Source organism: Pseudomonas sp. Pseusp11 (genome assembly GCF_047304405.1).
Lineage (GTDB): Bacteria > Pseudomonadota > Gammaproteobacteria > Pseudomonadales > Pseudomonadaceae > Aquipseudomonas.
Window position 1 is genome coordinate 128,253 of record NZ_JBGLZF010000010.1, and the last position, 22,845, is coordinate 151,097.

Below are 22,845 nucleotides of genomic sequence, written 5' to 3' on the forward strand. Positions count from 1 at the left end.
TGCCCAATGAAGATCCTCGTAGCTGTGAAACGCGTGGTCGATTACAACGTCAAGGTTCGCGTCAAGGCGGACCATTCCGGCGTCGACCTCGCTAACGTCAAGATGTCGATGAACCCGTTCTGCGAAATCGCCGTGGAAGAAGCCGTACGCTTGAAAGAGAGCGGTATTGCGACTGAAATCGTCGTCGTCTCCATCGGCCCGTCCACCGCTCAAGAGCAACTGCGCACCGCGCTGGCGCTGGGTGCCGACCGCGCCATCCTCGTCGAATCCGCTGAAGACCTGACTTCCCTGGCCGTGGCCAAGCTGCTCAAGGCGGTGGTCGACAAGGAGCAGCCACAGCTGGTGATCCTCGGCAAACAAGCCATCGACAGCGACAACAACCAGACTGGCCAGATGCTCGCGGCATTGAGCGGCTACGGTCAGGGCACGTTCGCGTCGAAAGTCGAAGTGTCCGGCGATACAGTTGCCGTGACCCGCGAAATCGACGGCGGCGCGCAGACGGTTTCCCTGAAACTGCCGGCCATCGTCACCACCGACCTGCGTTTGAACGAGCCGCGCTACGCGTCCCTGCCAAACATCATGAAAGCCAAGAAGAAGCCTCTCGAAGTGCTGACTCCGGACGCTTTGGGCGTTTCCACCGCCTCCACCAACACAACCTTGAAAGTCGAAGCGCCAGCTGCACGCAGCGCGGGGATCAAGGTCAAGTCGGTGGCTGAGCTGGTGGAGAAATTGAAGAACGAAGCGAAGGTGATCTGAATGACGATCCTGGTAATTGCTGACTATTCAAATGACCAGCAGGACAACAAAGTGCTGGCCCCGGCCACGCTGAACACCGTGGCTGCCGCCGCGAAAATCGGTGGCGACATCCACGTTCTGGTGGCCGGCGCAGGTGTTGGTGCCGTGGCTGAAGCCGCGGCGAAAATTGCCGGGGTGGCGAAAGTGCTGGTGGCCGACAACGCCGCCTACGCGCATCAACTGCCGGAAAACGTTGCCCCGTTAGTGGCAGGTCTGGTGATCGAGCAACGCACGATTTACAGCCATGTGCTGGCTTCCGCCACTTCCAACGGCAAAAACATCCTGCCGCGCGTTGCTGCTCAGCTGGACGTTGACCAGATCTCCGAGATCATCTCGGTAGAAAGCGCCGATACCTTCAAGCGCCCGATCTACGCCGGTAACGCCATCGCCACTGTTCAATCGAACGCTGCGGTCAAAGTAATCACCGTGCGGGCTACCGGTTTCGACCCGGTGGCGGCTGAAGGTGATTCAGCGGTCGTCGAAGCGGTCGCCACCGTTTTCGACGAGGGGAAATCCAGCTTCGTCGGTGAAGAGCTGGCCAAGTCCGATCGTCCGGAACTGACCGCCGCCAGGATCGTCGTTTCCGGTGGTCGCGGCCTGCAGAACGGTGACAACTTCAAACACCTGTACGCCCTGGCCGACAAGCTGGGCGCCGCCGTTGGTGCTTCGCGCGCTGCGGTTGACGCAGGTTTCGTACCCAACGACATGCAGGTCGGTCAGACCGGCAAGATCGTTGCGCCACAGCTGTACATCGCCGTCGGGATCTCCGGCGCGATCCAGCACCTGGCCGGCATGAAAGACTCCAAAGTGATCGTGGCGATCAACAAGGACGAAGAAGCGCCGATCTTCCAGGTGGCCGATTACGGCCTGGTGGCGGATTTGTTCGAAGCGATTCCAGAAATGGCCGCCCTGGCCTGATCACCGACCGACAGGAGCGACATGTATGAGCAATATCGATTTTTCAGCGTGGATCGGACGTCGTCAGGAAAGCCAGGACCGGATCAGCTTCAACCTGGTCAAACGCATTGCCGCCACCTTGAGTGAAGTGGCACCGCTGCCTGGCGAAGCGCTGCCGCCCCTGTGGCACTGGGCGTTCTTTCAGGAGCCGGTTGCCGCCAGCGAACTGGGCCCGGACGGCCATACCGCGCTCGGCGGCTTCCTGCCACCAGCCCGCAACCGCAATCGCATGTGGGCCGGTAGCCGAATCGAGTTCTACCAGCCTCTGAAGGTAGAGGCGGATGTGACCTGCGTATCGACCATTCTCAACGTCGAAGAGAAGCACGGTCGCACCGGATCGTTGCTGTTCGTCACGGTACGCCATGAGTATTTCCAGGACGGCCAACGCGCCCTGCAAGATGAGCAGGACATCGTCTACCGGGAACCGACACCGCCCAAACTGAGCGGCACCGAAACGCTCCCTGAAGGCCAATGGCGAAACCCGGTCGAACCTTCCCCGACCCTGCTGTTCCGCTATTCCGCGGTCACCTTCAATGGCCACCGGATTCACTATGACTGGCCCTACGTCACAGAGACCGAAGGCTATCCGGGGCTGGTAGTGCATGGCCCATTGATCGCCACCCTCAACTTGCGGGCCTTTACCAGAGCGCACCCGACCGCACGCTTGAAGCGCTTCGCTTTCCGAGGTGTCAGGCCGCTGATTTCACCGCAACCCTTCGAAGTGGGCGGGCGTCTGATCGACAGCGGCAAGGCGCAGGTTTGGGCGGGCAATCAGGACGGCACCGCACAAATCGGTGAAGTCGAGTTCAGCCAGGGAGAAACCCCATGAATCCATCGATCGTTCGCACTGCCCTGTTTGTCCCGGCCACGCGTCCAGAGCGCATCCCCAAAGCCATCGCCACCGGCGCGGACCGGGTCATCGTCGACCTGGAAGATGCCGTACAGGAAAACCTCAAGGAACAGGCCAGGGATAACCTGCAGCGCTTCTTGAGTGACAACCCGGACGCCCGGATTCTGGTTCGCGTGAATGCCCCGGATCACTGGGCACACGCTGCAGACCTGGATCTTTGCCGACGCCATGCCGGTGTGACCGCCATTCTGCTGCCCAAGGCTGAAACCTGTGCGCAAGTGCACACCGCAGGCAGTACCGGCAAACCGGTCTGGCCGATCATCGAGAGCGCCAAAGGCTTGGCTGCACTTGGCTCGATTGCCAACGCCCAAGGTGTTGAGAGGCTGTCGTTCGGCAGTCTCGATCTGGGCCTGGACCTGAACCTGACCACCGGCAGCCGCGCCGCCGATGAAGTGCTCAGCCACGCCCGTTATGCCGTGTTGCTCTGGACCCGGGTTGCCGGACTGGCGCCTGCGCTGGATGGTGTTTTTCCCTCGATCGAGGACACCACCGGCCTGCACGCCGCCGTTGAATTTGCCCGCGACATGGGCTTCGGCGGCGCACTGTGCATCCATCCGAGCCAAGTGGCGATCATCCATCAGGCATTACAACCCACCGCTGAAGAATTGCACTGGGCGCGACGCATCATCGATGCCGCCAGCTCCGGGGAAGGCGTGTTCGTGATGGATGGGCAAATGGTCGATGCACCGGTCATTGGTCGTGCCCAAGCCATTCTGGCGCGCGCGAACCAGCCATTTTGATTCTCACCCTGCAGGACGGTGTCATGACCCCAATTTCCAGCCTCACCCATGCCATTTCGATCAACCCCGCCACTGGCGAGCAGATCGGCCACTACCCTTTCGAATCCCCATCGACCCTGGACGCCGCATTGTCGCGCGCCGCTGCCGGGTTCCGCGTCTGGCGCAGCAAACCCGTCGATCAACGCTCGCAGTTGTTGATCACCCTGGCTCAGGTATTGCGCGACAACGCCGCCACAATGGCGAACATGATCACCCAGGAAATGGGCAAGCCCATCACTCAGGCACGCGGTGAAATCGAAAAGTGCGCGCAGCTTTGCCAGTGGTACGCCGAACACGGCCCTGCCATGCTGAGCGCCGAACCGACAATGGTCGAGGGCGGCAAGGCACGCATTGAATACCGCCCGCTCGGCCCGATTCTCGCCGTGATGCCGTGGAACTTCCCGATCTGGCAAGTCCTGCGCGGCGCCGTTCCAGCACTGATCGCTGGCAACACCTACGTCCTCAAACATGCACCCAACGTGATGGGCTGCGCCTGGCTGTTGCGGGATGCCTTCAAGCACGCTGACTTTCCCGAAGGTGTTTTCGAGGTCATCAACGTCACGCCGGACGGCGTCTCCACAGCCATCGCCGACCCACGCATCGCCGCGGTGACGCTCACCGGCAGCGTACGGGCCGGCATTGCCATTGGCGCACAGGCCGGTGCGGCCTTGAAAAAGTGTGTGCTGGAACTGGGCGGCTCCGATCCGTTCATTGTGCTCAACGATGCCGACCTCGACGAGGCAGTCAAAGCCGCCGTCATTGGCCGCTATCAGAACACCGGCCAAGTCTGCGCAGCCGCCAAGCGCCTGATCGTCGAGCAAGGCATTGCCCAGGCATTCACCCGCAAGTTCGTCGAAGCCACCCGCCAACTGATCGTCGGCGATCCACTGGCCCCAGACACCTATATTGGCCCCATGGCCCGCTTCGACCTGCGCGATGAACTGGATCGTCAGGTTCGCAACACCCTGGAAGAAGGCGCGACATTGCTGATGGGCGGCAAGAAAGCTGAAGGCCCCGGCAACTTTTACGAGCCCACCGTCTTCGCTGACGTCACTGACCAAATGACCTCATTCAAACAGGAACTGTTCGGCCCGGTAGCCTCGATCATCACCGCACGCGACGCCGCCCATGCGCTGGAATTGGCCAACAACAGCGAATTCGGACTCGCCTCAACTATCTACACAGGCAATGTTCAGCTTGCGGAGCAGATGGCTGGTGAACTGGAAACTGGTGGTGTGTTCATCAATGGATATTGCGCGACGGACCCGCGTGTCACGTTTGGTGGTGTGAAGAAAAGCGGTTTTGGCCGGGAACTGTCGCATTTTGGGGTGCGAGAGTTTTGCAATGCGCAGACGGTTTGGTTGGATCGGCGCTGATTGCATCAATAGTAAAACTGAGACAAATAAAAAGGGTCGCGAGGTAAAATCTCGCGACCCTTTTTAATTAATTCTCGTCCTCCCTGGGTACTCATGTTGAAGAAGCAACCGGAAAGCAAAGCGGCGACTGCTGCTGAAATTGAGCGCTCCATCCAGGCCCTGAACAAAATGGCAGAACGCCTTTGGGGTGATGGCCGGGAAGCTGAGGCGAAAGCCCTCCTGGATGCCTTGGATGCACTAAATCGGGCGCTTGATCGGATCAGGATTGGAGAGAGTCGAAGGATTTCGACTCTGCATTAAGACGCATGAGTCAAACGGCGGTTGAGGTGAAGGCTGGGCGAATAACCCAGGTGCAAATTTTTTGGATGCTTTCCCCGTCCTCATAGCGCTATCAAAGTCATCTATCGAAGCCTTTTTGAACCCGAATGCCAACTATTTCAGCAGAGCTGGCCATTTTCCAGGTACCTGCTCTCGCTCCTTACGGTTTGGATATTCATTACTTCACCGTCACATGGGATGAGCAATCGCTTAGCAACTTCCGCGTGCTCTGCCGTCATTGCTAGCGAGCCTTGCCCTTGGCTATGCAATTTGAGTTGACGAACGTGGCAGTGTGCTGCAATGACTGACGTATATCCGGCTTGGCTATTCCATGCCTGTTGGCAAATTGCTCGACCGCCGCTGTATCAAAACGAGTGGTCTGGATAAAGTCCAAGGCTTCAGGTTTTGTATTCAAAAACCGCGCGACGGGAGGAATACTCAGTAGCAACTTCAGCAATCGGAGCGAAATGTAATACTTGGGAGACTTTAAGCCAACGGGCTGTGCCACCTGTACCAGGAGTTCTCGCAAGTTGGGAGTTTGGTCATCAAGCGCCAGCAGTTCCTGGCCCACCATGGCAGGATCAAAAGCACAAACCGCCACCAGCTCAACCAGGTAATCCACGGTAACCAGTGGCAGCCAGTGCTCGGCAGTACCGGGCACTGCAGTCAGCTTTCCCTGCACAAGGTTGCGTATCAGCTCCACCAGCGGCTGACCGTCAAGGATATGCCCCGTGCGGCTGTGGCCACAAACCGTCGCGGGGTGGACAACGGTCATCTCCCCGCCCTTGGCGGACATGACCTCCAGGGTCGCAAAATGCGCCTCCAGCTTGCTCCCCTCGTAACCACCGACATGTCGGTAGACGGCAGGCCAATTCGTCAGCTCCGGATAACGAGGATCAATTCCGATGCGCTGCAGATGTTCATGATTTTTCAGCATGTAGCCGCCGATCATCACTAACCGGCTTTTTTGCTCAGCCGCCAACAGCGCCACGCGCTTTGCCCCTTCCACATTCACCGCACGAGAATGCTCCACTGAAAGCCCCCAAGCGAAATGGGCGCCCAGGTGGAATACGACTCTGGCGTGCCTTAGCACTTCTCGGTCAGCAAGACTCAACCCGAGGTTGTCCCGTTCTAGATCGCCAGCTACGGCAAATACCCGGGTTGCGTTCCCTCCCAAATTGTCGACTTGCTCGCGCAGTGCATCTAGTCGCTCCGGGCGACGCATCAACACCCGAATGGTGTGACCTTTTGCACTCAGGTACGCCACCAAATGTTGACCGATGAAGCCGGTCCCCCCCGTGACAAAGCACTCCACGCTCATTTCCCTGTTCCTTGTTTAAGGTGAGAAATCAAGCGTAAACTATCGACCCAACTCTACAGTCAAGCGGTGTTTTCATGAAAATCGGCGAACTCGAAGCCCGCAGTGGCGCCAGCCGCCATACGCTGCGTTACTACGAGCAAATCGGCCTGATCTCATCGCTGCGGCAAACTAACAACTATCGCGTTTACACAGCGCAAACTCTGCAGGATCTGGACTTTATCCAGCGCGCGCAAAGCATGGGGTTTTCCCTGGGGGAAATAGGCGAGATTCTGGATGCGCAGCGGAACAAGCTGATCGATTGTGCTGACGGCGCTAAGCTAATTGAAAAGAAGATGGCAGAAATCAAACAGAAAATCGCCAACCTCCAAAGCATTTATCGGTATCTGGATGAAGAGCGTGCAAACCTCGAAGCCAGTGCTGCCAAGCAACTTGAGCTTCAGCAACTGAACAACTCTTCCAACTGAACTGTCAGCATCTAGAAGACGGAAGCTGCAGCCTGCTTAGAGTTTCAAGCCCCCTAACGCACTTTCTAAAACCTTCTGGCCAGCCCTGGACAGTAAGCGTCCGCCCAACAGACCTTGCGTGGTTAAATGGCCGTCAAGCCGTGCCGACTGGTTCAAACTCATAATCGCAGCCGCACGTTAGCCGCTGCGTAACAAGCCCGCGAATAGGCTCTTCAAACACATATTCTCAAATGCAGTGGCTTTGACTTTGCAGCCTGGTACGAGCACATTCTGGTGCTACGTGAGGATGGATGCCTCGGTGAGGCTTAAGGAGAATGCCGTGTTTCCGATCAATATCTGGCTTGCCTATACTGCCGCGTGCTTGCTATTGGTGCTCGCACCAGGCCCGGACAATCTGCTGGCCGTAGGCCGAGGACTCAGCCAGGGCAAGATCGCCGCTATCGTGTCGGGGATGGCATCTGGCGCGGGAATTCTCTTTCATGTGGCAACCGCTTCGCTAGGACTGACTTTGCTGATGCAGACGTCCGCCGTTGCCTTCTGGGTCATCAAGCTTATCGGCGCCGGCTATTTGCTTTGGCTTGGCATAAAAGTCCTGCGCTCTCGTAGCCTGATTAGCTTCCAGCCAGCGACTCGGCAATCACTGCCGAGCATTTTCCTCACTGGATTACTCTCGGCGGCACTCAATCCGAAGCCTGGGTTTTTCGTCCTTGCGTTCATCCCGCAGTTCGTCGACCCACAACGCGGCTCAGTGAGCGTGCAGATGCTGGTGTACGGCATATGGTTCGCCGCACTTACGGCAGTGGGATTCGCACTTATGGGCGTATTTGCCACTGTACTGTCCCGATTTTTGCGTCAGAGCCCACGGCTGGTAAATGGCCTGAACGTAGGGGCAGGACTCACCTTCGTCGCTTCGGGAGTATCGATAGCGGCGCTCAGCCAAAAATAGGATCAATGTCTTGGCGCTGCGGGGCTGGAATTCCAGCCTCGCTGGGTTTCTGTGATTATGACGCTGACGACTTTAAGGCTTCGCGCCAGACTGCTTGAAATCGAGGCGCGGGGTGATCGGTTCTGGCCCGACAACCATCGATTGCATTGGACCTGCCTAGCTGGCTCTCTGTAGACTCGCCCACAAAAAATGAGGCAGCAATGAACGACTTCCTGCAATACATCATTCAGGTGTTTCAAGGCAACTCGAAGGAAGTGATGGTCGCAGTCATGATGACGGGTGGCGTTTGGTTATTTGAATGGTGCAGACCAGCTGTAACCGATTCGGGCCTAAGCGGTAGGTGGCACAACGTCAAAGTCTTCATTCTATTGCTAGTCGGCTTAGCCCTTGCCGCACCGCTATTGAATCGATGCGCGCAACTTTTACCCAGCATATCTCTGCTTGAACGCATCGTACCGGACTGGCAATCAAAAGGCATATTAGGTGGCATCCTTGCCACTCTTGTATATGCATTCATTTGGGACTTTTTCCAATACTGGACCCATCGACTTGAGCACAAGTATGTAGCTCTATGGGCATTCCATAGGGTGCATCACAGCGATACGCATATGAATGCCTCAACCTCTCTACGCCAGAGCGTAGGAGGTGCATTAATCGGCTTTTTTCTTGCCCACATACCGACCGCAATAATATGCGGAGGTAACATGGTTCCCTATCTAGGCTCATTGATACTGTTCAGTGGCTGGGGCTACTTCAATCACGCAAATGTCCGCTTCTCATTAGGACCCTTCACCCGAATAATATCGGGCCCACAATGGCACAGACTGCATCACGGGAAGGAAGCTCAATATCACAACTCAAACTATGCAGCGTTCTTTCCGATTTTAGACCTGGTGTTTGGCACACTACGATTGCCGAAAAAAGCAGAATGGGTGGAAACGGGCCTTCTCAACGATGTCTCGCCTCAGAAGCCATTCAAGCAAGCATTTTTGTCTTGGCGCAATGACAGTGCATCTACCGCAAGCACACCTCGCGCACATACTGCTGCAGCGTCCTCAGAGCTGCTTGATCGACAATAATCCCGGCGCGGATATCGAAAGCAGTTGATCCAGAAGCGGCAGAGAGTTCGATGGTTCCTGCATCGCCCAAGCGGGCGATGCTAGCGGTACCGGGCACCATACCCACCACTGGCACTTCCCTTATTGCACAGCCGGCGAGCAGAGTCAGCAGCATCGCGGCGAAGCTTTTCATTTTCGGTAAGGCCATCGGTCTTTTCCTTCTGGGCTTTCTGGTTGAGCTCGGTATCACTTTTCTCCGGTCAAAATAAACTCGCTCAATGGCGGGTATGCATGATTGCTTCAGCTCTATTTCAGGATGACTGCCACATCAGGATTGCCCATCAGAAACGCATTCAGCGTGATGGCTTCCGGTGGTCGGCTGATAAATGCCATATACCGCTGAACATCGCGCTTCCGCGGATCATTCGGGTCTTGAACCTGTATGCCAGGAAGTGTCGGCAAACTTCGGTAGAGTTGGGGGGAATGCAGTGCCGGAGTCAGCTTGATAAAAGCCCTAGCTCGCTTGGAAAGTCACTGGGGCAGAAATAACAAAGCCACCAAAAGGTGGCTAAGTCATTGAAAAATATGGTCGGGACGGAGTGATTCGAACACTCGACCCCTAGCACCCCATGCTAGTGCGCTACCGGACTGCGCTACGCCCCGACTAGGCGTTGACTCTGTCCCTCATCTCGAGGAACGCTCAAGAATATATCGCAAGCTTTTGAAAACTGGAAGTATTTAAAAGCAGGAATTTATTTCTTGAGGACCACCAGAACATCTTCCAGCTCGGCGATCATCTGGCGGATCATTTGTTTGTATTGGGTGGTGTCGTCTTTGGCTTCATCGCCGGACAAACGCAAGCGTGCGCCGCCGATGGTGAACCCCTGATCGTAAAGAAGCGCGCGGATCTGCCGGATCATCAGCACGTCCTGGCGCTGATAATACCGGCGGTTTCCGCGGCGTTTGACGGGGTTGAGTTGAGGAAACTCCTGCTCCCAGTAGCGCAGCACGTGTGGTTTTACCGCACACAGCTCGCTGACTTCACCAATGGTGAAGTAGCGTTTGCCCGGGATGACGGGTAGTTCGTCGTTATGACTTGGTTCCAGCATAAGCCTCAACTCGGGCCTTCAACTTCTGCCCTGGACGAAAGGTGACCACACGGCGAGCCGTGATCGGGATTTCTTCTCCCGTTTTCGGATTGCGGCCAGGCCGCTGGCGTTTGTCCCGAAGGTCGAAATTGCCGAAACCGGACAATTTGACTTGTTCGTTGTCTTCGAGCGCGTGCCTGATTTCTTCGAAAAACAGTTCGACCAATTCCTTGGCCTCCCGCTTGTTCAGGCCCAGCTCTTCGTACAGACGTTCCGCCATCTCAGCTTTCGTCAAAGCCCCCATACGTCACTTCCTTAACGTGGCGTTCAACCTTTGTTCGAGCGAGGTGAGGATGTTTTGCGTTGCGGTATTCACCTCATCATCATTAAGAGTGCGCGATGGATGCTGCCAGGTCAAGCCGACCGCAAGGCTTTTTCTATCAGGATCAATGCCTTTACCCTGATACACGTCAAATAGCCTGAGGTCCGTGAGCCATTCGCCTGCATTTTCACGGATTACATCCAGCACAGCACTGGCTGCCACGTCCGTGGCCGCAATCAATGCCAAGTCACGACGCACTTCAGGAAAGCGCGACAACTCGCTGAATTTTGGCATTTTGCCCGAAGCCACTTCGGCCAAAACCAGCTCGAAAACGAAGACCGGACGGTCGAGACCGAGGGTTTTCGACAATTCAGGGTGGATGGCACCGACGTAGCCGACCAAGCGACCATCACGCTCGACGCGTGCGGTTTGACCCGGATGCAACGCTGGGTGTTTACCCGGCACAAACGTGAACGCGTCCAGTGCACCGGCGAAGCCCAGCACTGCTTCCACATCGGCTTTGACGTCGAAGAAATCCACGACATCGCGACCTTGCGCCCAGCCTTCCGGCAGACGGCTACCGCACACCACACCGGCCAGCATCGGCTCTTGCTTGAGGCCTTCCAGCTGACCGACGAAACGCAGGCCGCTTTCGAACAGGCGGACGCGATCCTGCTGGCGGTTCAGGTTGTGCTGAAGCGCCTTGACCAGGCCTGGCCACAGGGACGAACGCATGGCCGCCATGTCGTTGGAAATAGGGTTGGCCAGCAGCAGCGGCTCGACACCCGGATTAAACAACTCGAACTGTTTCGGATCGATGAAGCTATAGGTGATCGCTTCCTGATAACCACGGGCCACCAGCAGACGACGCAGCTCAGGCAGATCGCTGCGCGCTTCAGCCTTGGCTTGTGGTGCCAGACGGGCTTGCGGGTAGCGAACCGGCAGACGGTTGTAGCCGTACAGACGGGCCAGCTCTTCGATCAGGTCGACTTCCAGGCTGATATCGAAACGGAAGCTTGGCACTTCAACGCGCCACTGCCCTGCCCCATCGGCAGTAATGGTCAGGCCCAAAGCGCTGAGCAGACGCTCGACTTCGACCGAATCCATTTCCATGCCCAGCATCTGGGTGATGCGTTGGGCACGCAGGGTGATCGGAGCGATCGATGGCAGATGCTGCTCGCTGACGGTTTCGACGATCGGGCCGGCTTCGCCACCGGTGATGTCCAGCAGCAGGCCAGTGGCGCGCTCCATGGCTTCACGGGCCAGCTTCCAGTCCACGCCACGCTCGTAGCGGTGCGAAGCGTCGGTGTGCAGGCCGTAGGAACGCGCCTTGCCAGCAACGGCAATCTGGTCGAAGAACGCGCTTTCCAGGAAAATATCGCGGGTGGTCGCGGTGTTGACGCCGCTGTGCTCGCCACCCATGACGCCGGCGATAGCCAAGGCGCGGGTGTGGTCGGCGATCACCAGCGTATCGCTACGCAGGCTGACTTCCTGACCGTCAAGCAGCACCAGCTTCTCGCCATCTTCGGCCATGCGCACGCGGATGCCGCCATTGATTTCGGCGAGATCGAATGCGTGCAGCGGCTGGCCCAGTTCCAGCATCACGTAGTTGGTGATGTCGACGGCGGCGTCGATGCTGCGCACGTCGGCGCGACGCAGGCGCTCGACCATCCACAGTGGCGTAGGCTTGGACAGGTCAACGTTACGGATCACGCGACCCAGGTAACGCGGGCAAGCGTTCGGCGCCAGCACTTCGATCGAACGCACTTCGTCGTGCACGGTAGGAACGCTGGCAATGGCCGGGCGCACCACCGGAGCAGCATAAAGCGCACCGACTTCACGGGCCAGACCGGCCAGAGACAGGCAGTCACCGCGGTTCGGGGTCAGGTCGACCTCGATGCTGGCGTCTTCCAAGTTCAGGTATTCACGAATGTCCTGACCGACCGGCGCATCGGCCGGCAATTCCATCAGGCCGTCGTTGCCTTCGCCAATTTGCAGCTCAGCCTGGGAGCACAGCATGCCGCTGGATTCAACGCCACGCAGCTTGGCTTTCTTGATTTTGAAATCGCCTGGCAGTTCGGCACCGATCATGGCGAACGGGATCTTCAGGCCCGGGCGCACGTTTGGCGCACCGCACACAACCTGGAAGGTCTCCGCGCCACTGCTGACCTGGCAAACGCGCAGCTTGTCGGCGTCCGGGTGCTGCTCGGTGCTCAGCACCTCGCCCACTACCACACCACTGAATTCACCGGCGGCCGGCGTAACGCTATCGACCTCAAGACCGGCCATCGACAGACGAGCAACCAGCTCGTCGCGATTTACCTGCGGGCTTACCCAGCCACGCAGCCATTGTTCACTGAATTTCATCCTGCTCTCCTAAGAATTCGTTACGACTAGCGAAATTGCGCGAGGAACCGCAAGTCGTTGTCGAAGAACAGACGCAAGTCGTTCACGCCGTAACGCAGCATGGCCAGACGCTCAACGCCCATGCCGAAGGCAAAGCCCGAAAACTCTTCCGGGTCGATCCCGGACATACGCAGCACGTTCGGGTGAACCATGCCGCAGCCCATGACTTCCAGCCAGCCAGTCTGTTTGCAGACACGGCAGCCTTTACCGCTGCACATCACGCATTCCATGTCGACTTCAGCGGATGGCTCGGTGAACGGGAAGTACGAAGGACGGAAACGCACGGCCAGTTCTTTTTCGAAGAACACGCGCAGGAACTCTTCGATGGTCCCTTTCAGGTCGGCGAAGTTGATATCGCGGTCGACCAGCAGGCCTTCGACCTGGTGGAACATCGGCGAGTGGGTGATATCGGAGTCGCTACGGTACACACGGCCTGGGCAGACGATGCGGATCGGCGGCTGTTTCGATTCCATGGTGCGGACCTGTACCGGCGAGGTATGGGTGCGCAGCAGCATGTTGGCATTGAAATAGAAGGTGTCATGCATCGACCGGGCCGGGTGATGGCCTGGGATGTTGAGCGCTTCGAAGTTGTGGTAATCGTCTTCGACCTCAGGGCCTTCGGCGATGCCGTAGCCGATGTGGGTAAAGAACTGCTCGATACGTTCCAGAGTCCGGGTAACCGGATGCAGACCGCCTGAGGTCTGGCCGCGGCCAGGCAGGGTCACGTCAATGGATTCGGCGGCGAGCTTGGCCGCAAGATCGGCCTCCTCGAACAACGCCTTGCGCGCATTGAGAACCTCTGTGACACGCTCCTTGGCAACGTTGATCAGCGCACCGACTTGCGGACGCTCTTCTGCCGGCAAATTCCCCAGGGTCTTCATCACCTGAGTCAATTCACCCTTTTTACCAAGGTAGTGAACCCGGATTTGCTCCAGGGCATTGATATCTTCAGCGCTTTGCACAGCCTCTAGTGCTTGAGAGACGAGCGCATCCAGGTTTTCCATGTACAGACTCCAGATACAAAATAGGGGAAGAGCTTGAAGGCTCTTCCCCTATTTATGACGTTTAACACCTGGCCCCACAGAGGTGAGGCCGGGTGACTGTCGGGGGTACTTAAGCCAAGGTGGCTTTAGCTTTCTCGACAATCGCAGCAAACGCCGCTTTTTCGTTCACTGCCAGATCAGCCAGAACCTTACGGTCGATCTCGATGGACGCTTTTTTCAGGCCGGCGATGAAACGGCTGTAGGACAGACCGTTGATACGTGCACCAGCGTTGATACGAGCGATCCACAGAGCGCGGAACTGACGTTTTTTCTGACGACGGTCACGGTAGGCGTATTGGCCTGCCTTGATTACCGCTTGCTTGGCAACACGGAATACGCGCGAGCGAGCGCCGTAGTAGCCTTTAGCAAGTTTCAGAATTTTTTTGTGACGTTTACGGGCAATGACGCCACGCTTTACACGAGCCATGAGTTACTTCCTCTATTCTTGACTAAAATTAACGAAGGCGCAGCATGCGCTCGACTTTTGCCACGTCAGACGGATGCAGCAAGCTGCTACCGCGCAGTTGACGCTTACGCTTGGTCGACATTTTAGTCAGGATGTGGCTCTTGAAAGCGTGCTTGTGCTTGATACCGTTAGCAGTTTTCAAAAACCGCTTAGCAGCACCACTTTTCGTTTTCATTTTTGGCATGTTCGGATACTCCGCATTCAGTTGATAAACATAATCAGAAGGCCTGCCGTGCCCTGTTGATTACTTCTTCTTTTTCGGGGCGATGACCATGATCAGCTGGCGTCCTTCCATCTTAGGATGCTGTTCGACCGAACCGTACTCGAGCAAGTCACCTTCAACTCGCTTGAGGAGTTCCATCCCCAGCTCCTGGTGGGCCATCTCACGGCCGCGGAATCGCAAGGATACCTTGGCCCTGTCCCCGTCACTCAGGAAACGTACCAGGTTGCGCAGTTTTACCTGGTAATCCCCTTCCTCCGTCCCTGGACGAAACTTGATTTCTTTAACCTGAATTTGCTTCTGGTTTTTCTTGGCCGCGGCAATCTGCTTCTTCTTTTCGAAGATCGATTTGCCGTAGTCCATCAGTTTGCAAACAGGGGGTACTGCATCGGCGGAAATTTCCACCAAATCCAGTTTGGCCTCTTCAGCCTTAAGAAGCGCGTCTTCAATTGACACAATCCCAAGCTGTTCACCTTCAGCCCCAATTAACCGAACCTCGCGTGCCGAGATATTCTCGTTGATCGGGGCTTTCGGTGCAGCTCGTTTATCTTGTCTCATTTCACGCTTAATAATAATTACTCCGAATCTGGGCGACCACGCCGGGAAACCGCTTGCGCGAGAAACTCAGCGAACTGGGCGACGGGCATCGAGCCCAGGTCAGCACCTTCACGAGTACGCACAGCGACAGTCTGCATCTCGACTTCCCGATCTCCGATAACCAAGAGATAGGGAACCTTGAGCAAAGTATGCTCGCGGATTTTAAAGCCGATCTTTTCATTTCTCAAGTCAGACTTGGCACGAAATCCGCTTTCGTTGAGAGTTTTTTCAACCTCGGCGGCAAAATCGGCTTGTTTATCAGTGATATTCATAATCACTGCCTGGGTCGGCGCCAGCCACGCAGGGAATGCACCCTCGTAGTGCTCGATCAGAATTCCGACGAAGCGCTCGAAGGAACCCAGGATCGCCCGGTGCAACATCACCGGGTGCTTGCGACTGTTGTCTTCAGAGACGTATTCGGCTCCCAGACGGACAGGCAGGTTAAAATCGAGCTGAAGGGTACCACACTGCCAGACGCGACCGAGGCAATCTTTCAGCGAGAACTCGATCTTCGGACCGTAGAACGCACCCTCGCCCGGCTGCAGATCGTACGGCAGGCCCGCGCTATCAAGGGCTGCGGCCAATGCCGCTTCGGCGCGATCCCACAACTCGTCGGAACCGACGCGTTTTTCCGGACGAGTGGACAGTTTCATTTCGACTTCTTTAAAGCCGAAGTCGGCATAGACGTCCATGGTCAGCTTGATGAACGCGGCGGATTCGGCCTGCATCTGCTCTTCAGTACAGAAGATGTGAGCATCGTCCTGAGTGAAGGCGCGAACGCGCATGATGCCGTGCAGCGCACCCGACGGCTCGTTACGGTGGCAGGCACCGAACTCGGCCAGACGCATTGGCAGCTCGCGGTAGCTTTTCAGGCCCTGATTGAACACCTGCACGTGGCACGGGCAGTTCATCGGCTTGATGGCGTAGTCGCGGTTTTCCGACTGAGTGGTAAACATGTTGTCGGCGTAGTTGGCCCAGTGCCCGGATTTCTCCCACAGGCTGCGGTCAACGACTTGTGGAGTCTTGATCTCCAGATAACCGTTGTCGCGCTGAACCTTGCGCATGTACTGCTCGAGCACCTGGTACAGAGTCCAGCCGTTCGGGTGCCAGAACACCATGCCCGGCGACTCTTCCTGGGTGTGGAACAGGCCCAGGCGCTTGCCGATCTTGCGGTGATCGCGCTTTTCAGCTTCTTCGATGCGCTGGATGTAAGCCGCCAGCTGCTTCTTGTCCGCCCATGCGGTGCCGTAAACGCGCTGCAATTGCTCGTTCTTGGCATCGCCACGCCAGTAGGCGCCGGACAGCTTGGTCAGCTTGAAGGATTTCAGAAAGCGCGTGTTCGGCACGTGCGGACCGCGGCACATGTCGACGTATTCTTCGTGATAGTACAGGCCCATGGCCTGCTCGTTCGGCATGTCTTCGACCAGGCGCAGTTTGTAGTCTTCGCCACGAGCCTTGAACACTTCGATCACTTCGGCGCGCGGAGTGACTTTCTTGATCACGTCGTAATCTTTTTCGATCAGCTGCTGCATGCGCTGTTCGATGGCGGCCAGGTCGTCGGGCGTGAAAGGACGCTCGAAGGCGATATCGTAATAGAAGCCTTCTTCGATGACCGGACCGATGACCATCTTGGCCGTCGGGTACAGCTGCTTGACCGCGTGGCCAACCAGGTGGGCGCAAGAGTGGCGAATGATCTCCAGCCCCTCTTCATCCTTTGGCGTAATGATTTGCAGCGAAGAATCGCTGTCGATGATGTCGCTGGCGTCGACCAGCTTGCCATTGACCTTGCCGGCTACGGTGGCCTTGGCCAGGCCTGCACCGATGGATGCGGCGACCTCGGCTACGGAAACCGGGTGATCGAATGTACGTTGACTGCCGTCGGGAAGAGTAATAGTTGGCATGGCGCCTCCTCTCCTAGTGGTGACCCCTACCAAAGGTCACGTGGGTTGGGATGAGCCAGTACAAGATCCGATCCAGGCCATTCAATGACGAACGCCTGCCTTACAGCGGCAGGAGCCTTGCGGCCAACCGGAAAACCGAACCAGAGTGACTGGGATTCAAATCAGGGTTATTCGCGCATTTGCCGCTGCCGGGACGGAAGGTCATCCGGAGCCTGCAAACACCCGAGCCAGGCATGCTAGCACAGATGAACGGTCATCGATGCACTGAGGTTTTCTGCTGGGGCAAATCAGGCTTTTTTGTGCCAGAGTGCTGAACTTGAACCCCGTGTCACCCATCAGATAAAAGACATTGACCCGAAAGGAGCATCTCAGCATGCGTCTGAATCGTTTATTCGCAGTAGTCGCACCCGTCGTCCTGTTGCTGCCGCTGGCGGCCCACGCCGACTGGCCAAAGGGTGAGCGCGAGAAGTACATGGCTCAGTGCACACAGGCGGCTTCCCCTCAGATTGGCGCTGCTGCGGCAAAATCCCACTGCGCTTGTGGCGCCGACGCGATCAAATCCTACCCGGCCAGCGATATTCAGTCGCTGATGGACAACAAGGCCACCCCGGAACTGCAACAGAAGGCACTGGGCGAGATCGCCAAATGCAAGGCCAATGCACCGGCGAAAAAGTGAGGAAAAAGTCCTTTTGACTCGGCCCAACGCTGATAAAAAGTGATGGATTTCAGCTTTTTCGTACGATTTATGCAGGTTTTACAGCTTTTTTTATTGTCTTTACTTTCGGCTGAAAGCCTTTTAAAACGGGGCTTTCAGCCATACAGAGCAACAAAGAGAACGCGACTGTAGGGCAAACAGCACGTCCGGGGGGCTCCCAAAGCGAACATTTCGACTATGATACTCCGGTGTGCCCAGTTGGCCTGAGCAGCACAGTACTACTGAAAATATATGTTTCTTGGAGATACACCATGTCTAATCGCCAAACCGGCACCGTTAAATGGTTCAACGATGAAAAAGGCTTCGGCTTCATCACTCCTCAAGGTGGCGGTGACGACCTGTTCGTACACTTCAAAGCTATCGAAAGCGACGGTTTCAAAAGCCTGAAAGAAGGCCAAACCGTTTCCTTCGTGGCTGAGAAAGGCCAAAAGGGTATGCAAGCTGCACAAGTTCGCCCAGAGTAATTTTCTGGCGCACTAAAAAAACCCCGTCCATGTGACGGGGTTTTTTATGGGCGAAACAAAAGCCTGAAACAATCAGCCGCAGTTGACTCGAGTGACCACCAGGCTGTTATCGGTGTTCAGGTTCAGGCGGTCTGAGCGGTATTCCAGGGTCACCATGTCATCAGGCTTGAGGAACCGGGCATTCTGCGCGCCTGCACGGGTTCGTGCCTGCTCCAGCAATTGGGGCGAAGCCTTTTTGCCAATGGTGAATTCGGCAGCCTTTGCTTCACAACGGCTGTGGCCGGTATCGGTCGCCACAGGGTCTTTTGCCGAATCGGTGGACGTACTGCTGCAACCAGCCAGCAGAGTGGCGGCCAACAACGTACCCAATGACGCGAGCTTCCAAGGCATGAAGCCTCCTTTTTTCAAAAATTAAGCAGAGATCGTGCGACCGCCATTTTGGCGTTTGGTTTCAAGGCGGGCGCTATCACCCTGCCCTCAGTCTGGACGAGTGGCGAGTTTGCCTGAGCATCGCCCTACCGTTCATCCCGCAATCGTGACTGAATATGAACAGCGTTCAATAGACGTCGATGTAATCGAACGGCGGATTCGGCCAGTTGTCTTTCAACGCGTTGAAGATCTGCATGACCCAGACCTCGTCGCTGGCTGCGACTAATCCGACATAGCCCGAGCCCTTGGCCCAGGTTTCCAGGCGAAACCGCAGCCCGTCGATATCAGTACCGCCCACGACACCCGACGAAATGTAGGCGATGCCGCCCTTGGTGACCCGCAACTGGGTGTGCTCATCGTCGCTGGCAGAGGCCAGTAGCTGACGCACTGCTTCGAGGGTCAAGCCGTCAGGAGTGTTCAAATCGATCTGCACAGCACAATCCTTGAAAATTCGTCAAAGACCAAGTGTCGCATAGCCCTCCCCTGATGCCTAAGTCGGAGTGCCAAACGTCCTGCAAAATGGTTAACTCGACACTCAGACTTTCCCGACTTCACGAGCCCCATCATGACCACCGTAAGCATCGACGCCAATATCACAATCAAGTGGCCACAGGGTCACAGCTCTTACAGCCCGGGCACTCCGGAAGAGCTGGCAATCATTGGTATCGATTTGCTGGTCAAGGAACTGGGGACGCAGGCCGCCCAGACCTTCATTACCCAGGTTCTCGAGAGATACCCTGCCGACTACATGGGCGTAACGGATACCGAGTAGCGGAAAAACCCGCAGGCTGGCACCTGCGGGTCTTTGGATTACTTCAAGCGAGCCAGGCGCTGGGTCAGCAGGTCGAAGAAGCCCTGGGCGTCGCCATTTTCAACCCAGAAGGCATTCTTCGGCGCCTTCAGGCCGTCATACCAGTCGACAATGGTCTGACCGAAGGTCGGCCCTTCACGACTGTCGACCACCACGTTTACCGAACGACCGGTAAACAGTTCCGGCTTGAGCAGATAAGCGATGACCGTGGCGTCATGCACCGGGCCACCCGGAATGCCGTAGTGCTCCATGTCGCCCTTGACGTACTCGTTGAGAATATCGCCCACCAGCTTGCTGGCATTGTTGTTCAGTGCAGCGATCTGCTTCAGGCGCGCTTCACTGGTGAGGATCTTGTGGGTCACGTCCAGCGGGAGATACGTCAGCTTGACGCCACTCTTCAGCACCACTTCCGCCGCCTGTGGGTCGGCGAACAGGTTGAACTCGGCCACCGGGGTGATGTTGCCGCCGTTGAAGTGCGCACCGCCCATGATCACCACTTCCTTGATGCCCTGAACGATTTCAGGTTCCTGGATCAGCGCCAGGGCCAGGTTGGTCTGCGGGCCGAGCATGGCGATGGTGATGCTGTGGGGCTTGGCGGCTTTCAGGGTATCGATCAGGTAGTTGACCGCATTGCCTTTGGCCAGGCCTTTCTTCGGCTCGTGCACGGTGACACCCGACAGACCTTCTTTGCCGTGGATGTTCTCGGCATAGATCGGCGTGCGCATCAGCGGTTTCGGTGCACCCGCGTAAACAGGCACTTCTTCGCGGCCCGCCCATTCGCGGGCCAGTCGCGCATTACGCGAGGTTTTGTCCAGACGCACGTTGCCAGCGACGGTGGTCAGCGCACGAATGTTCAGTTCTTCCGGCGAGGCCAGGGCAAACAGCAAGGCGACCACGTCATCGGCACCTGGATCGGTGTCGATGATCAAATCGATCTTTTCCGCCGCGTGGGCGCTTGTTGCGGTAATCAGGGACAAAAGCAGCAGACTCCGAAGCAGGTGATGCAGTTTCTGAGCGTAGCGGTGCATAGCGCACTCCTTGTGCGTGGGAAGATCAGAAAGTCAGAACGTTACGCCAGCCACCAAAATGATGTTGCAGTACGGCTGACATTCGCCTGTACGAACAATCGCCCGTGCCTGTCGGCTGAGCGCTTTGAATTGGTCATGGCTGAGCAGTTCCCGCCGGCCCAGAGCACCGTCGGCATTCAGTTCATCCAGGGTGCTCAAGGCCGACGGCTTTTTGTCCAGAATCTCATGGGTCAGCACATGGCTTTCGACCTGCATTTCACTGAGCACGACCTTCAAGGTACTGATGAAATCCGGAATGCCATGGGTCAAGGCCAGGTCAATCAACTCGACGCCGGGCGGTACCGGCAGGCCGGCATCGCCGATCACGACGGTGTCGCCATGGCCCAGAGATGCGATCAGCCGCGACAACGCGACGTTGAGCAAAGGTGTCTTTTTCATGGTGCTTTAAACGCCTGTACGTCGGACAAGGTAGGAATCGAAGGTTGCGCGCCAGCCCGGGTGACCGACAGCGCAGCGGCGACCTGACCGAAACGGATCGCCTCGGCCTCGCTTTTGCCGGCCGCCAGCGCCGCTGCGAAACCACCGACAAACGTGTCGCCGGCCGCGGTGGTGTCGACTGCCTTCACTTTCGGTGCCGGGAAATGCTCGAAGGTTATGCCATTGGCGAACAGCGATCCCTGAGCGCCAAGGGTGATGATCACCTTACCGGCGCCCATGGCGATCAAGCGGGTCGCGGCAGCTTCGGCAGTACTCAGGGAGTCCACCGGCAAACCGCTCAAGGCCGAGGCTTCGCTTTCGTTGGGAATCAGGTAATCGATGGCCGCATACCAATCCGCCGGTAGCGGGCGACTGGCCGGTGCCGGATTGAGGATCACGGTTTTGCCCAGCTCACGACCGCGTTTCAAAGCATGGCCGACCGTGGCATCCGGCACTTCCAGCTGACAGATGATGACATCTGCCGTCTGCAATACGTTGTCGAAACGGTCGACCACTTCGGGGGTCAACGCACCGTTGGCACCGGCAACAATCACGATCGCGTTCTGACTGTTGTCATCGACCACGATCAACGCCACGCCGCTGGAATCCTCGACCGTACTGACGGCCTGGCAATCGATCCGCTCGGCCAACAGCGCTCCGCGCAGCGCTTCGCCATAAGCATCGCTGCCGACACAACCGACCATCGACACCTGCGCTCCCAGCCGCGCCGCGGCCACGGCCTGGTTCGCACCCTTGCCGCCGGAAACCGTGGCAAATGACTGGCCGATCAGCGTTTCACCACCACGGGGCAGCCGTGGCGCCCGGGTCACCAGGTCCATGTTCAGGCTGCCTATTACCACTACTTTTGCTGGCATACATCTTTACTCATCAATTCGATTTCAGCGGTGCTTTTTTGTTTAGCGGTGCTTTCGGCTCAGCGATATTGGGCAAACACACCGGCCAGCGGCGCGGTCGATTCCCGCAGGACAATACTGGGCGTCACGATGCGCTGATCGGTCGCCAGATCCGGCGCGGCGATCCGGCGCAGCAACACCTCGGCCGCCATCTCGCCAAGTTGCAGGATTGACTGGCCCACGGTGGTCAGCGCCGGATAGACGTAACGGCTCATCTGGATATCGTCGAAGCCGATCACCGACAGCTCGGTGGGCACACGAATATTGCGCTCGGCAGCGGCACGCAACACACCGATGCCGATCATGTCGTTGCCGGCGAAGATCGCGCTGGGCGGGTTCTTTTCCAGCAGGATCGCGGCGGCGTTGTAACCGCCGGTGCTGGTGAAATCGCTCTCCAGCATGCGCTCGCGCGGCACCTCGACCCCCGCCTCTTTCAACGCCCGGCAATAACCGGCCAGACGCATCTGCGCCACGCTGGTACTCGCCGGCCCGCCAATCGTGGCGATGTCCCGATGCCCCAACTCCAGTAAGTGCCGGGTCGCCAGATAGGCGCCGTATTCGTGATCGATGCGCACCAGGTCCGCATCGACACCCTCCAGGTCACGGTCGACGATCACCATCGGCGTACGCACGCCCGTCAGGCCTTCGGCCAGGCTGCTGTCACCACCGGCAGAGGCTACGATCAAGCCGTCGATGCGTTTTTCCAGCAGCACGCGAAGGTAGCTGCGCTGCTTGTCCAGGTTGTCATCGGAATTGCAGAGGATGACGCAATAGCCATTGCGCTCGCAGTAATCCTCGATGCCACGGGCCAGCTCGGCGAAGTACGGGTTGAGGCTGTTGGGCACCAGCAGGCCGATGGTCGCGGTGGTTTTCGCCTTCAACGAGCGAGCCACGGCGCTGGGCACGTAGTCGAGGCTTTTGATTGCCGCCTCGACCTTGATCCGCACTTCCTCACTGACTGGCCGCGTCTTGTTCACCACATGGGAAACCGTGGTGTAGGAAATGCCCGCGAGCGCCGCTACATCCTTGATCGTTGCCAT

General features: G+C 57.4%; 27 protein-coding genes, 1 tRNA gene and 1 pseudogene. 12 read left to right on the plus strand and 17 right to left on the minus strand.

The window, feature by feature from the left end; all coding sequences use genetic code 11:
* The first annotated feature begins 6 nt into the window (after positions 1–6).
* The 6 genes from ACCC96_RS10790 (at position 7) to ACCC96_RS10815 (ending at position 5,117) form a co-directional block, all read left to right on the plus strand.
* Positions 7–756, plus strand: a complete 750-nt coding sequence (locus ACCC96_RS10790) for an electron transfer flavoprotein subunit beta/FixA family protein (RefSeq protein ID WP_413695794.1) — start codon at positions 7–9, stop codon at positions 754–756.
* Positions 757–1,713, plus strand: coding sequence for an electron transfer flavoprotein subunit alpha/FixB family protein (locus tag ACCC96_RS10795; RefSeq protein WP_413695795.1), 957 nt, complete (start codon positions 757–759; stop codon positions 1,711–1,713). It begins immediately after the preceding gene.
* A 25-nt stretch (positions 1,714–1,738) separates the two neighbouring features.
* Positions 1,739–2,581, plus strand: coding sequence for a MaoC family dehydratase N-terminal domain-containing protein (locus tag ACCC96_RS10800; RefSeq protein WP_413695796.1), 843 nt, complete (start codon positions 1,739–1,741; stop codon positions 2,579–2,581).
* Positions 2,578–3,402, plus strand: a complete 825-nt coding sequence (locus tag ACCC96_RS10805; RefSeq protein ID WP_413695797.1) for an HpcH/HpaI aldolase/citrate lyase family protein — start codon at positions 2,578–2,580, stop codon at positions 3,400–3,402. Before ACCC96_RS10800 ends, ACCC96_RS10805 begins: the two co-directional genes overlap by 4 nt.
* Positions 3,403–3,425: 23 nt before the next feature.
* Complete coding sequence (locus ACCC96_RS10810) at positions 3,426–4,817, plus strand: aldehyde dehydrogenase family protein (RefSeq protein WP_413695798.1); 1,392 nt, start codon at positions 3,426–3,428, stop codon at positions 4,815–4,817.
* 93 nt (positions 4,818–4,910) lie between these two features.
* Positions 4,911–5,117 (plus strand): hypothetical protein, encoded by a 207-nt coding sequence (locus tag ACCC96_RS10815; protein ID WP_018930267.1) that lies wholly within the window; start codon positions 4,911–4,913, stop codon positions 5,115–5,117.
* Positions 5,118–5,376: 259 nt separating this feature from the next.
* Here the strand turns inward: ACCC96_RS10815 and ACCC96_RS10820 are convergent, their stop codons facing one another.
* The gene (locus tag ACCC96_RS10820; protein WP_258672945.1) at positions 5,377–6,456 is read right to left on the minus strand and encodes an SDR family oxidoreductase; all 1,080 of its coding nucleotides are present in this window, start codon (positions 6,454–6,456) and stop codon (positions 5,377–5,379) included.
* A gap of 74 nt (positions 6,457–6,530) precedes the next feature.
* On the opposite strand from ACCC96_RS10820, the gene ACCC96_RS10825 reads away from it, so the two are divergent.
* From ACCC96_RS10825 to ACCC96_RS10835, 3 genes are all read left to right on the plus strand, one after another.
* On the plus strand, positions 6,531–6,920 hold the full coding sequence (locus ACCC96_RS10825) for a MerR family transcriptional regulator (RefSeq protein ID WP_019582817.1): 390 nt from the start codon (positions 6,531–6,533) through the stop codon (positions 6,918–6,920).
* Between the two features lie 319 nt (positions 6,921–7,239).
* Positions 7,240–7,866, plus strand: a complete 627-nt coding sequence (locus ACCC96_RS10830; RefSeq protein WP_026345860.1) for a LysE family translocator — start codon at positions 7,240–7,242, stop codon at positions 7,864–7,866.
* A 200-nt stretch (positions 7,867–8,066) separates the two neighbouring features.
* Positions 8,067–8,945: a sterol desaturase family protein gene (locus ACCC96_RS10835; RefSeq protein ID WP_258672943.1), complete on the plus strand. Its 879-nt coding sequence runs from the start codon at positions 8,067–8,069 to the stop codon at positions 8,943–8,945.
* On the opposite strand, the pseudogene rz1 reads toward ACCC96_RS10835, so the two are convergent.
* The 10 genes and pseudogenes from rz1 to thrS form a co-directional block, all read right to left on the minus strand.
* A pseudogene (gene rz1 / locus ACCC96_RS10840) lies at positions 8,922–9,032 on the minus strand (lysis system o-spanin lipoprotein Rz1); the annotation flags it as partial. The gene ACCC96_RS10835 and the pseudogene rz1 sit on opposite strands and share 24 nt — an antisense overlap.
* A 478-nt stretch (positions 9,033–9,510) precedes the next feature.
* Positions 9,511–9,587, minus strand: a tRNA-Pro gene (locus ACCC96_RS10845).
* Between the two features lie 89 nt (positions 9,588–9,676).
* Positions 9,677–10,033 carry a MerR family transcriptional regulator gene (locus ACCC96_RS10850; RefSeq protein WP_003179985.1) on the minus strand — a complete coding sequence of 119 codons (357 nt, stop codon included), beginning with the start codon at positions 10,031–10,033 and terminating at the stop codon, positions 9,677–9,679.
* Positions 10,014–10,316 carry an integration host factor subunit alpha gene (ihfA, locus tag ACCC96_RS10855; RefSeq protein WP_002553164.1) on the minus strand — a complete coding sequence of 101 codons (303 nt, stop codon included), beginning with the start codon at positions 10,314–10,316 and terminating at the stop codon, positions 10,014–10,016. The genes ACCC96_RS10850 and ihfA overlap by 20 nt, the downstream gene beginning before the upstream one ends.
* A 3-nt stretch (positions 10,317–10,319) precedes the next feature.
* Positions 10,320–12,701, minus strand: a complete 2,382-nt coding sequence (gene pheT / locus ACCC96_RS10860) for a phenylalanine--tRNA ligase subunit beta (RefSeq protein WP_413695799.1) — start codon at positions 12,699–12,701, stop codon at positions 10,320–10,322.
* 26 nt (positions 12,702–12,727) lie between these two features.
* On the minus strand, positions 12,728–13,744 hold the full coding sequence (gene pheS / locus ACCC96_RS10865) for a phenylalanine--tRNA ligase subunit alpha (RefSeq protein WP_007940232.1): 1,017 nt from the start codon (positions 13,742–13,744) through the stop codon (positions 12,728–12,730).
* 109 nt (positions 13,745–13,853) lie between these two features.
* Positions 13,854–14,210, minus strand: coding sequence for a 50S ribosomal protein L20 (gene rplT / locus ACCC96_RS10870; RefSeq protein ID WP_007905879.1), 357 nt, complete (start codon positions 14,208–14,210; stop codon positions 13,854–13,856).
* Between the two features lie 28 nt (positions 14,211–14,238).
* Positions 14,239–14,433: a 50S ribosomal protein L35 gene (rpmI, locus tag ACCC96_RS10875; protein WP_002553160.1), complete on the minus strand. Its 195-nt coding sequence runs from the start codon at positions 14,431–14,433 to the stop codon at positions 14,239–14,241.
* Positions 14,434–14,493: 60 nt separating this feature from the next.
* A complete protein-coding gene (gene infC / locus ACCC96_RS10880; RefSeq protein ID WP_172435341.1) occupies positions 14,494–15,045 on the minus strand; it encodes a translation initiation factor IF-3 in 552 nt (183 codons plus the stop codon).
* A complete protein-coding gene (thrS, locus tag ACCC96_RS10885) occupies positions 15,045–16,967 on the minus strand; it encodes a threonine--tRNA ligase (RefSeq protein ID WP_413695800.1) in 1,923 nt (640 codons plus the stop codon). The genes infC and thrS overlap by 1 nt, the downstream gene beginning before the upstream one ends.
* Before the next feature lie 373 nt (positions 16,968–17,340).
* Here thrS and ACCC96_RS10890 point away from each other — a divergent pair, with 373 nt between their 5' ends.
* Positions 17,341–17,643, plus strand: a complete 303-nt coding sequence (locus tag ACCC96_RS10890) for a hypothetical protein (protein WP_018930277.1) — start codon at positions 17,341–17,343, stop codon at positions 17,641–17,643.
* 290 nt (positions 17,644–17,933) lie between these two features.
* Positions 17,934–18,146 carry a cold-shock protein gene (locus ACCC96_RS10895; RefSeq protein WP_003179963.1) on the plus strand — a complete coding sequence of 71 codons (213 nt, stop codon included), beginning with the start codon at positions 17,934–17,936 and terminating at the stop codon, positions 18,144–18,146.
* A gap of 72 nt (positions 18,147–18,218) precedes the next feature.
* On the opposite strand, the gene ACCC96_RS10900 is transcribed toward ACCC96_RS10895, so the two are convergent.
* A complete protein-coding gene (locus tag ACCC96_RS10900; protein WP_413695801.1) occupies positions 18,219–18,536 on the minus strand; it encodes an I78 family peptidase inhibitor in 318 nt (105 codons plus the stop codon).
* 166 nt (positions 18,537–18,702) lie between these two features.
* A complete protein-coding gene (locus tag ACCC96_RS10905) occupies positions 18,703–19,008 on the minus strand; it encodes a hypothetical protein (protein WP_258672940.1) in 306 nt (101 codons plus the stop codon).
* 132 nt (positions 19,009–19,140) lie between these two features.
* On the opposite strand from ACCC96_RS10905, the gene ACCC96_RS10910 reads away from it, so the two are divergent.
* The gene (locus ACCC96_RS10910) at positions 19,141–19,347 is read left to right on the plus strand and encodes a hypothetical protein (protein ID WP_019582831.1); all 207 of its coding nucleotides are present in this window, start codon (positions 19,141–19,143) and stop codon (positions 19,345–19,347) included.
* A gap of 38 nt (positions 19,348–19,385) precedes the next feature.
* On the opposite strand, the gene ACCC96_RS10915 is transcribed toward ACCC96_RS10910, so the two are convergent.
* The 4 genes from ACCC96_RS10915 to ACCC96_RS10930 are packed head-to-tail and all read right to left on the minus strand — an operon-like array spanning position 19,386 to position 22,845.
* On the minus strand, positions 19,386–20,414 hold the full coding sequence (locus ACCC96_RS10915) for a nucleoside hydrolase (protein ID WP_258672939.1): 1,029 nt from the start codon (positions 20,412–20,414) through the stop codon (positions 19,386–19,388).
* A gap of 33 nt (positions 20,415–20,447) precedes the next feature.
* Positions 20,448–20,852, minus strand: a complete 405-nt coding sequence (gene rbsD / locus ACCC96_RS10920) for a D-ribose pyranase (protein ID WP_413695802.1) — start codon at positions 20,850–20,852, stop codon at positions 20,448–20,450.
* Positions 20,849–21,766: a ribokinase gene (rbsK, locus tag ACCC96_RS10925; RefSeq protein WP_413695803.1), complete on the minus strand. Its 918-nt coding sequence runs from the start codon at positions 21,764–21,766 to the stop codon at positions 20,849–20,851. The genes rbsD and rbsK overlap by 4 nt, the downstream gene beginning before the upstream one ends.
* A gap of 59 nt (positions 21,767–21,825) precedes the next feature.
* On the minus strand, positions 21,826–22,845 hold the full coding sequence (locus tag ACCC96_RS10930; protein ID WP_019649606.1) for a LacI family DNA-binding transcriptional regulator: 1,020 nt from the start codon (positions 22,843–22,845) through the stop codon (positions 21,826–21,828).

Bases quoted from the DNA above. Each gene is read 5' to 3' on its own strand.
- ihfA (WP_002553164.1), bottom strand. From the start codon at position 10,316: ATGGGGGCTTTGACGAAAGCTGAGATGGCGGAACGTCTGTACGAAGAG.
- rplT (WP_007905879.1), bottom strand. From the start codon at position 14,210: ATGGCTCGTGTAAAGCGTGGCGTCATTGCCCGTAAACGTCACAAAAAA.
- ACCC96_RS10890 (WP_018930277.1), top strand. From the start codon at position 17,341: ATGCGTCTGAATCGTTTATTCGCAGTAGTCGCACCCGTCGTCCTGTTG.
- ACCC96_RS10930 (WP_019649606.1), bottom strand. From the start codon at position 22,845: ATGGCAACGATCAAGGATGTAGCGGCGCTCGCGGGCATTTCCTACACC.
- ACCC96_RS10790 (WP_413695794.1), top strand. From the start codon at position 7: ATGAAGATCCTCGTAGCTGTGAAACGCGTGGTCGATTACAACGTCAAG.
- rpmI (WP_002553160.1), bottom strand. From the start codon at position 14,433: ATGCCAAAAATGAAAACGAAAAGTGGTGCTGCTAAGCGGTTTTTGAAA.
- ACCC96_RS10810 (WP_413695798.1), top strand. From the start codon at position 3,426: ATGACCCCAATTTCCAGCCTCACCCATGCCATTTCGATCAACCCCGCC.
- ACCC96_RS10910 (WP_019582831.1), top strand. From the start codon at position 19,141: ATGACCACCGTAAGCATCGACGCCAATATCACAATCAAGTGGCCACAG.
- thrS (WP_413695800.1), bottom strand. From the start codon at position 16,967: ATGCCAACTATTACTCTTCCCGACGGCAGTCAACGTACATTCGATCAC.
- ACCC96_RS10800 (WP_413695796.1), top strand. From the start codon at position 1,739: ATGAGCAATATCGATTTTTCAGCGTGGATCGGACGTCGTCAGGAAAGC.
- pheT (WP_413695799.1), bottom strand. From the start codon at position 12,701: ATGAAATTCAGTGAACAATGGCTGCGTGGCTGGGTAAGCCCGCAGGTA.
- ACCC96_RS10900 (WP_413695801.1), bottom strand. From the start codon at position 18,536: ATGCCTTGGAAGCTCGCGTCATTGGGTACGTTGTTGGCCGCCACTCTG.
- ACCC96_RS10795 (WP_413695795.1), top strand. From the start codon at position 757: ATGACGATCCTGGTAATTGCTGACTATTCAAATGACCAGCAGGACAAC.
- rbsK (WP_413695803.1), bottom strand. From the start codon at position 21,766: ATGCCAGCAAAAGTAGTGGTAATAGGCAGCCTGAACATGGACCTGGTG.
- ACCC96_RS10820 (WP_258672945.1), bottom strand. From the start codon at position 6,456: ATGAGCGTGGAGTGCTTTGTCACGGGGGGGACCGGCTTCATCGGTCAA.
- ACCC96_RS10815 (WP_018930267.1), top strand. From the start codon at position 4,911: ATGTTGAAGAAGCAACCGGAAAGCAAAGCGGCGACTGCTGCTGAAATT.
- ACCC96_RS10850 (WP_003179985.1), bottom strand. From the start codon at position 10,033: ATGCTGGAACCAAGTCATAACGACGAACTACCCGTCATCCCGGGCAAA.
- ACCC96_RS10835 (WP_258672943.1), top strand. From the start codon at position 8,067: ATGAACGACTTCCTGCAATACATCATTCAGGTGTTTCAAGGCAACTCG.
- ACCC96_RS10805 (WP_413695797.1), top strand. From the start codon at position 2,578: ATGAATCCATCGATCGTTCGCACTGCCCTGTTTGTCCCGGCCACGCGT.
- ACCC96_RS10915 (WP_258672939.1), bottom strand. From the start codon at position 20,414: ATGCACCGCTACGCTCAGAAACTGCATCACCTGCTTCGGAGTCTGCTG.
- ACCC96_RS10825 (WP_019582817.1), top strand. From the start codon at position 6,531: ATGAAAATCGGCGAACTCGAAGCCCGCAGTGGCGCCAGCCGCCATACG.
- ACCC96_RS10895 (WP_003179963.1), top strand. From the start codon at position 17,934: ATGTCTAATCGCCAAACCGGCACCGTTAAATGGTTCAACGATGAAAAA.
- rbsD (WP_413695802.1), bottom strand. From the start codon at position 20,852: ATGAAAAAGACACCTTTGCTCAACGTCGCGTTGTCGCGGCTGATCGCA.
- pheS (WP_007940232.1), bottom strand. From the start codon at position 13,744: ATGGAAAACCTGGATGCGCTCGTCTCTCAAGCACTAGAGGCTGTGCAA.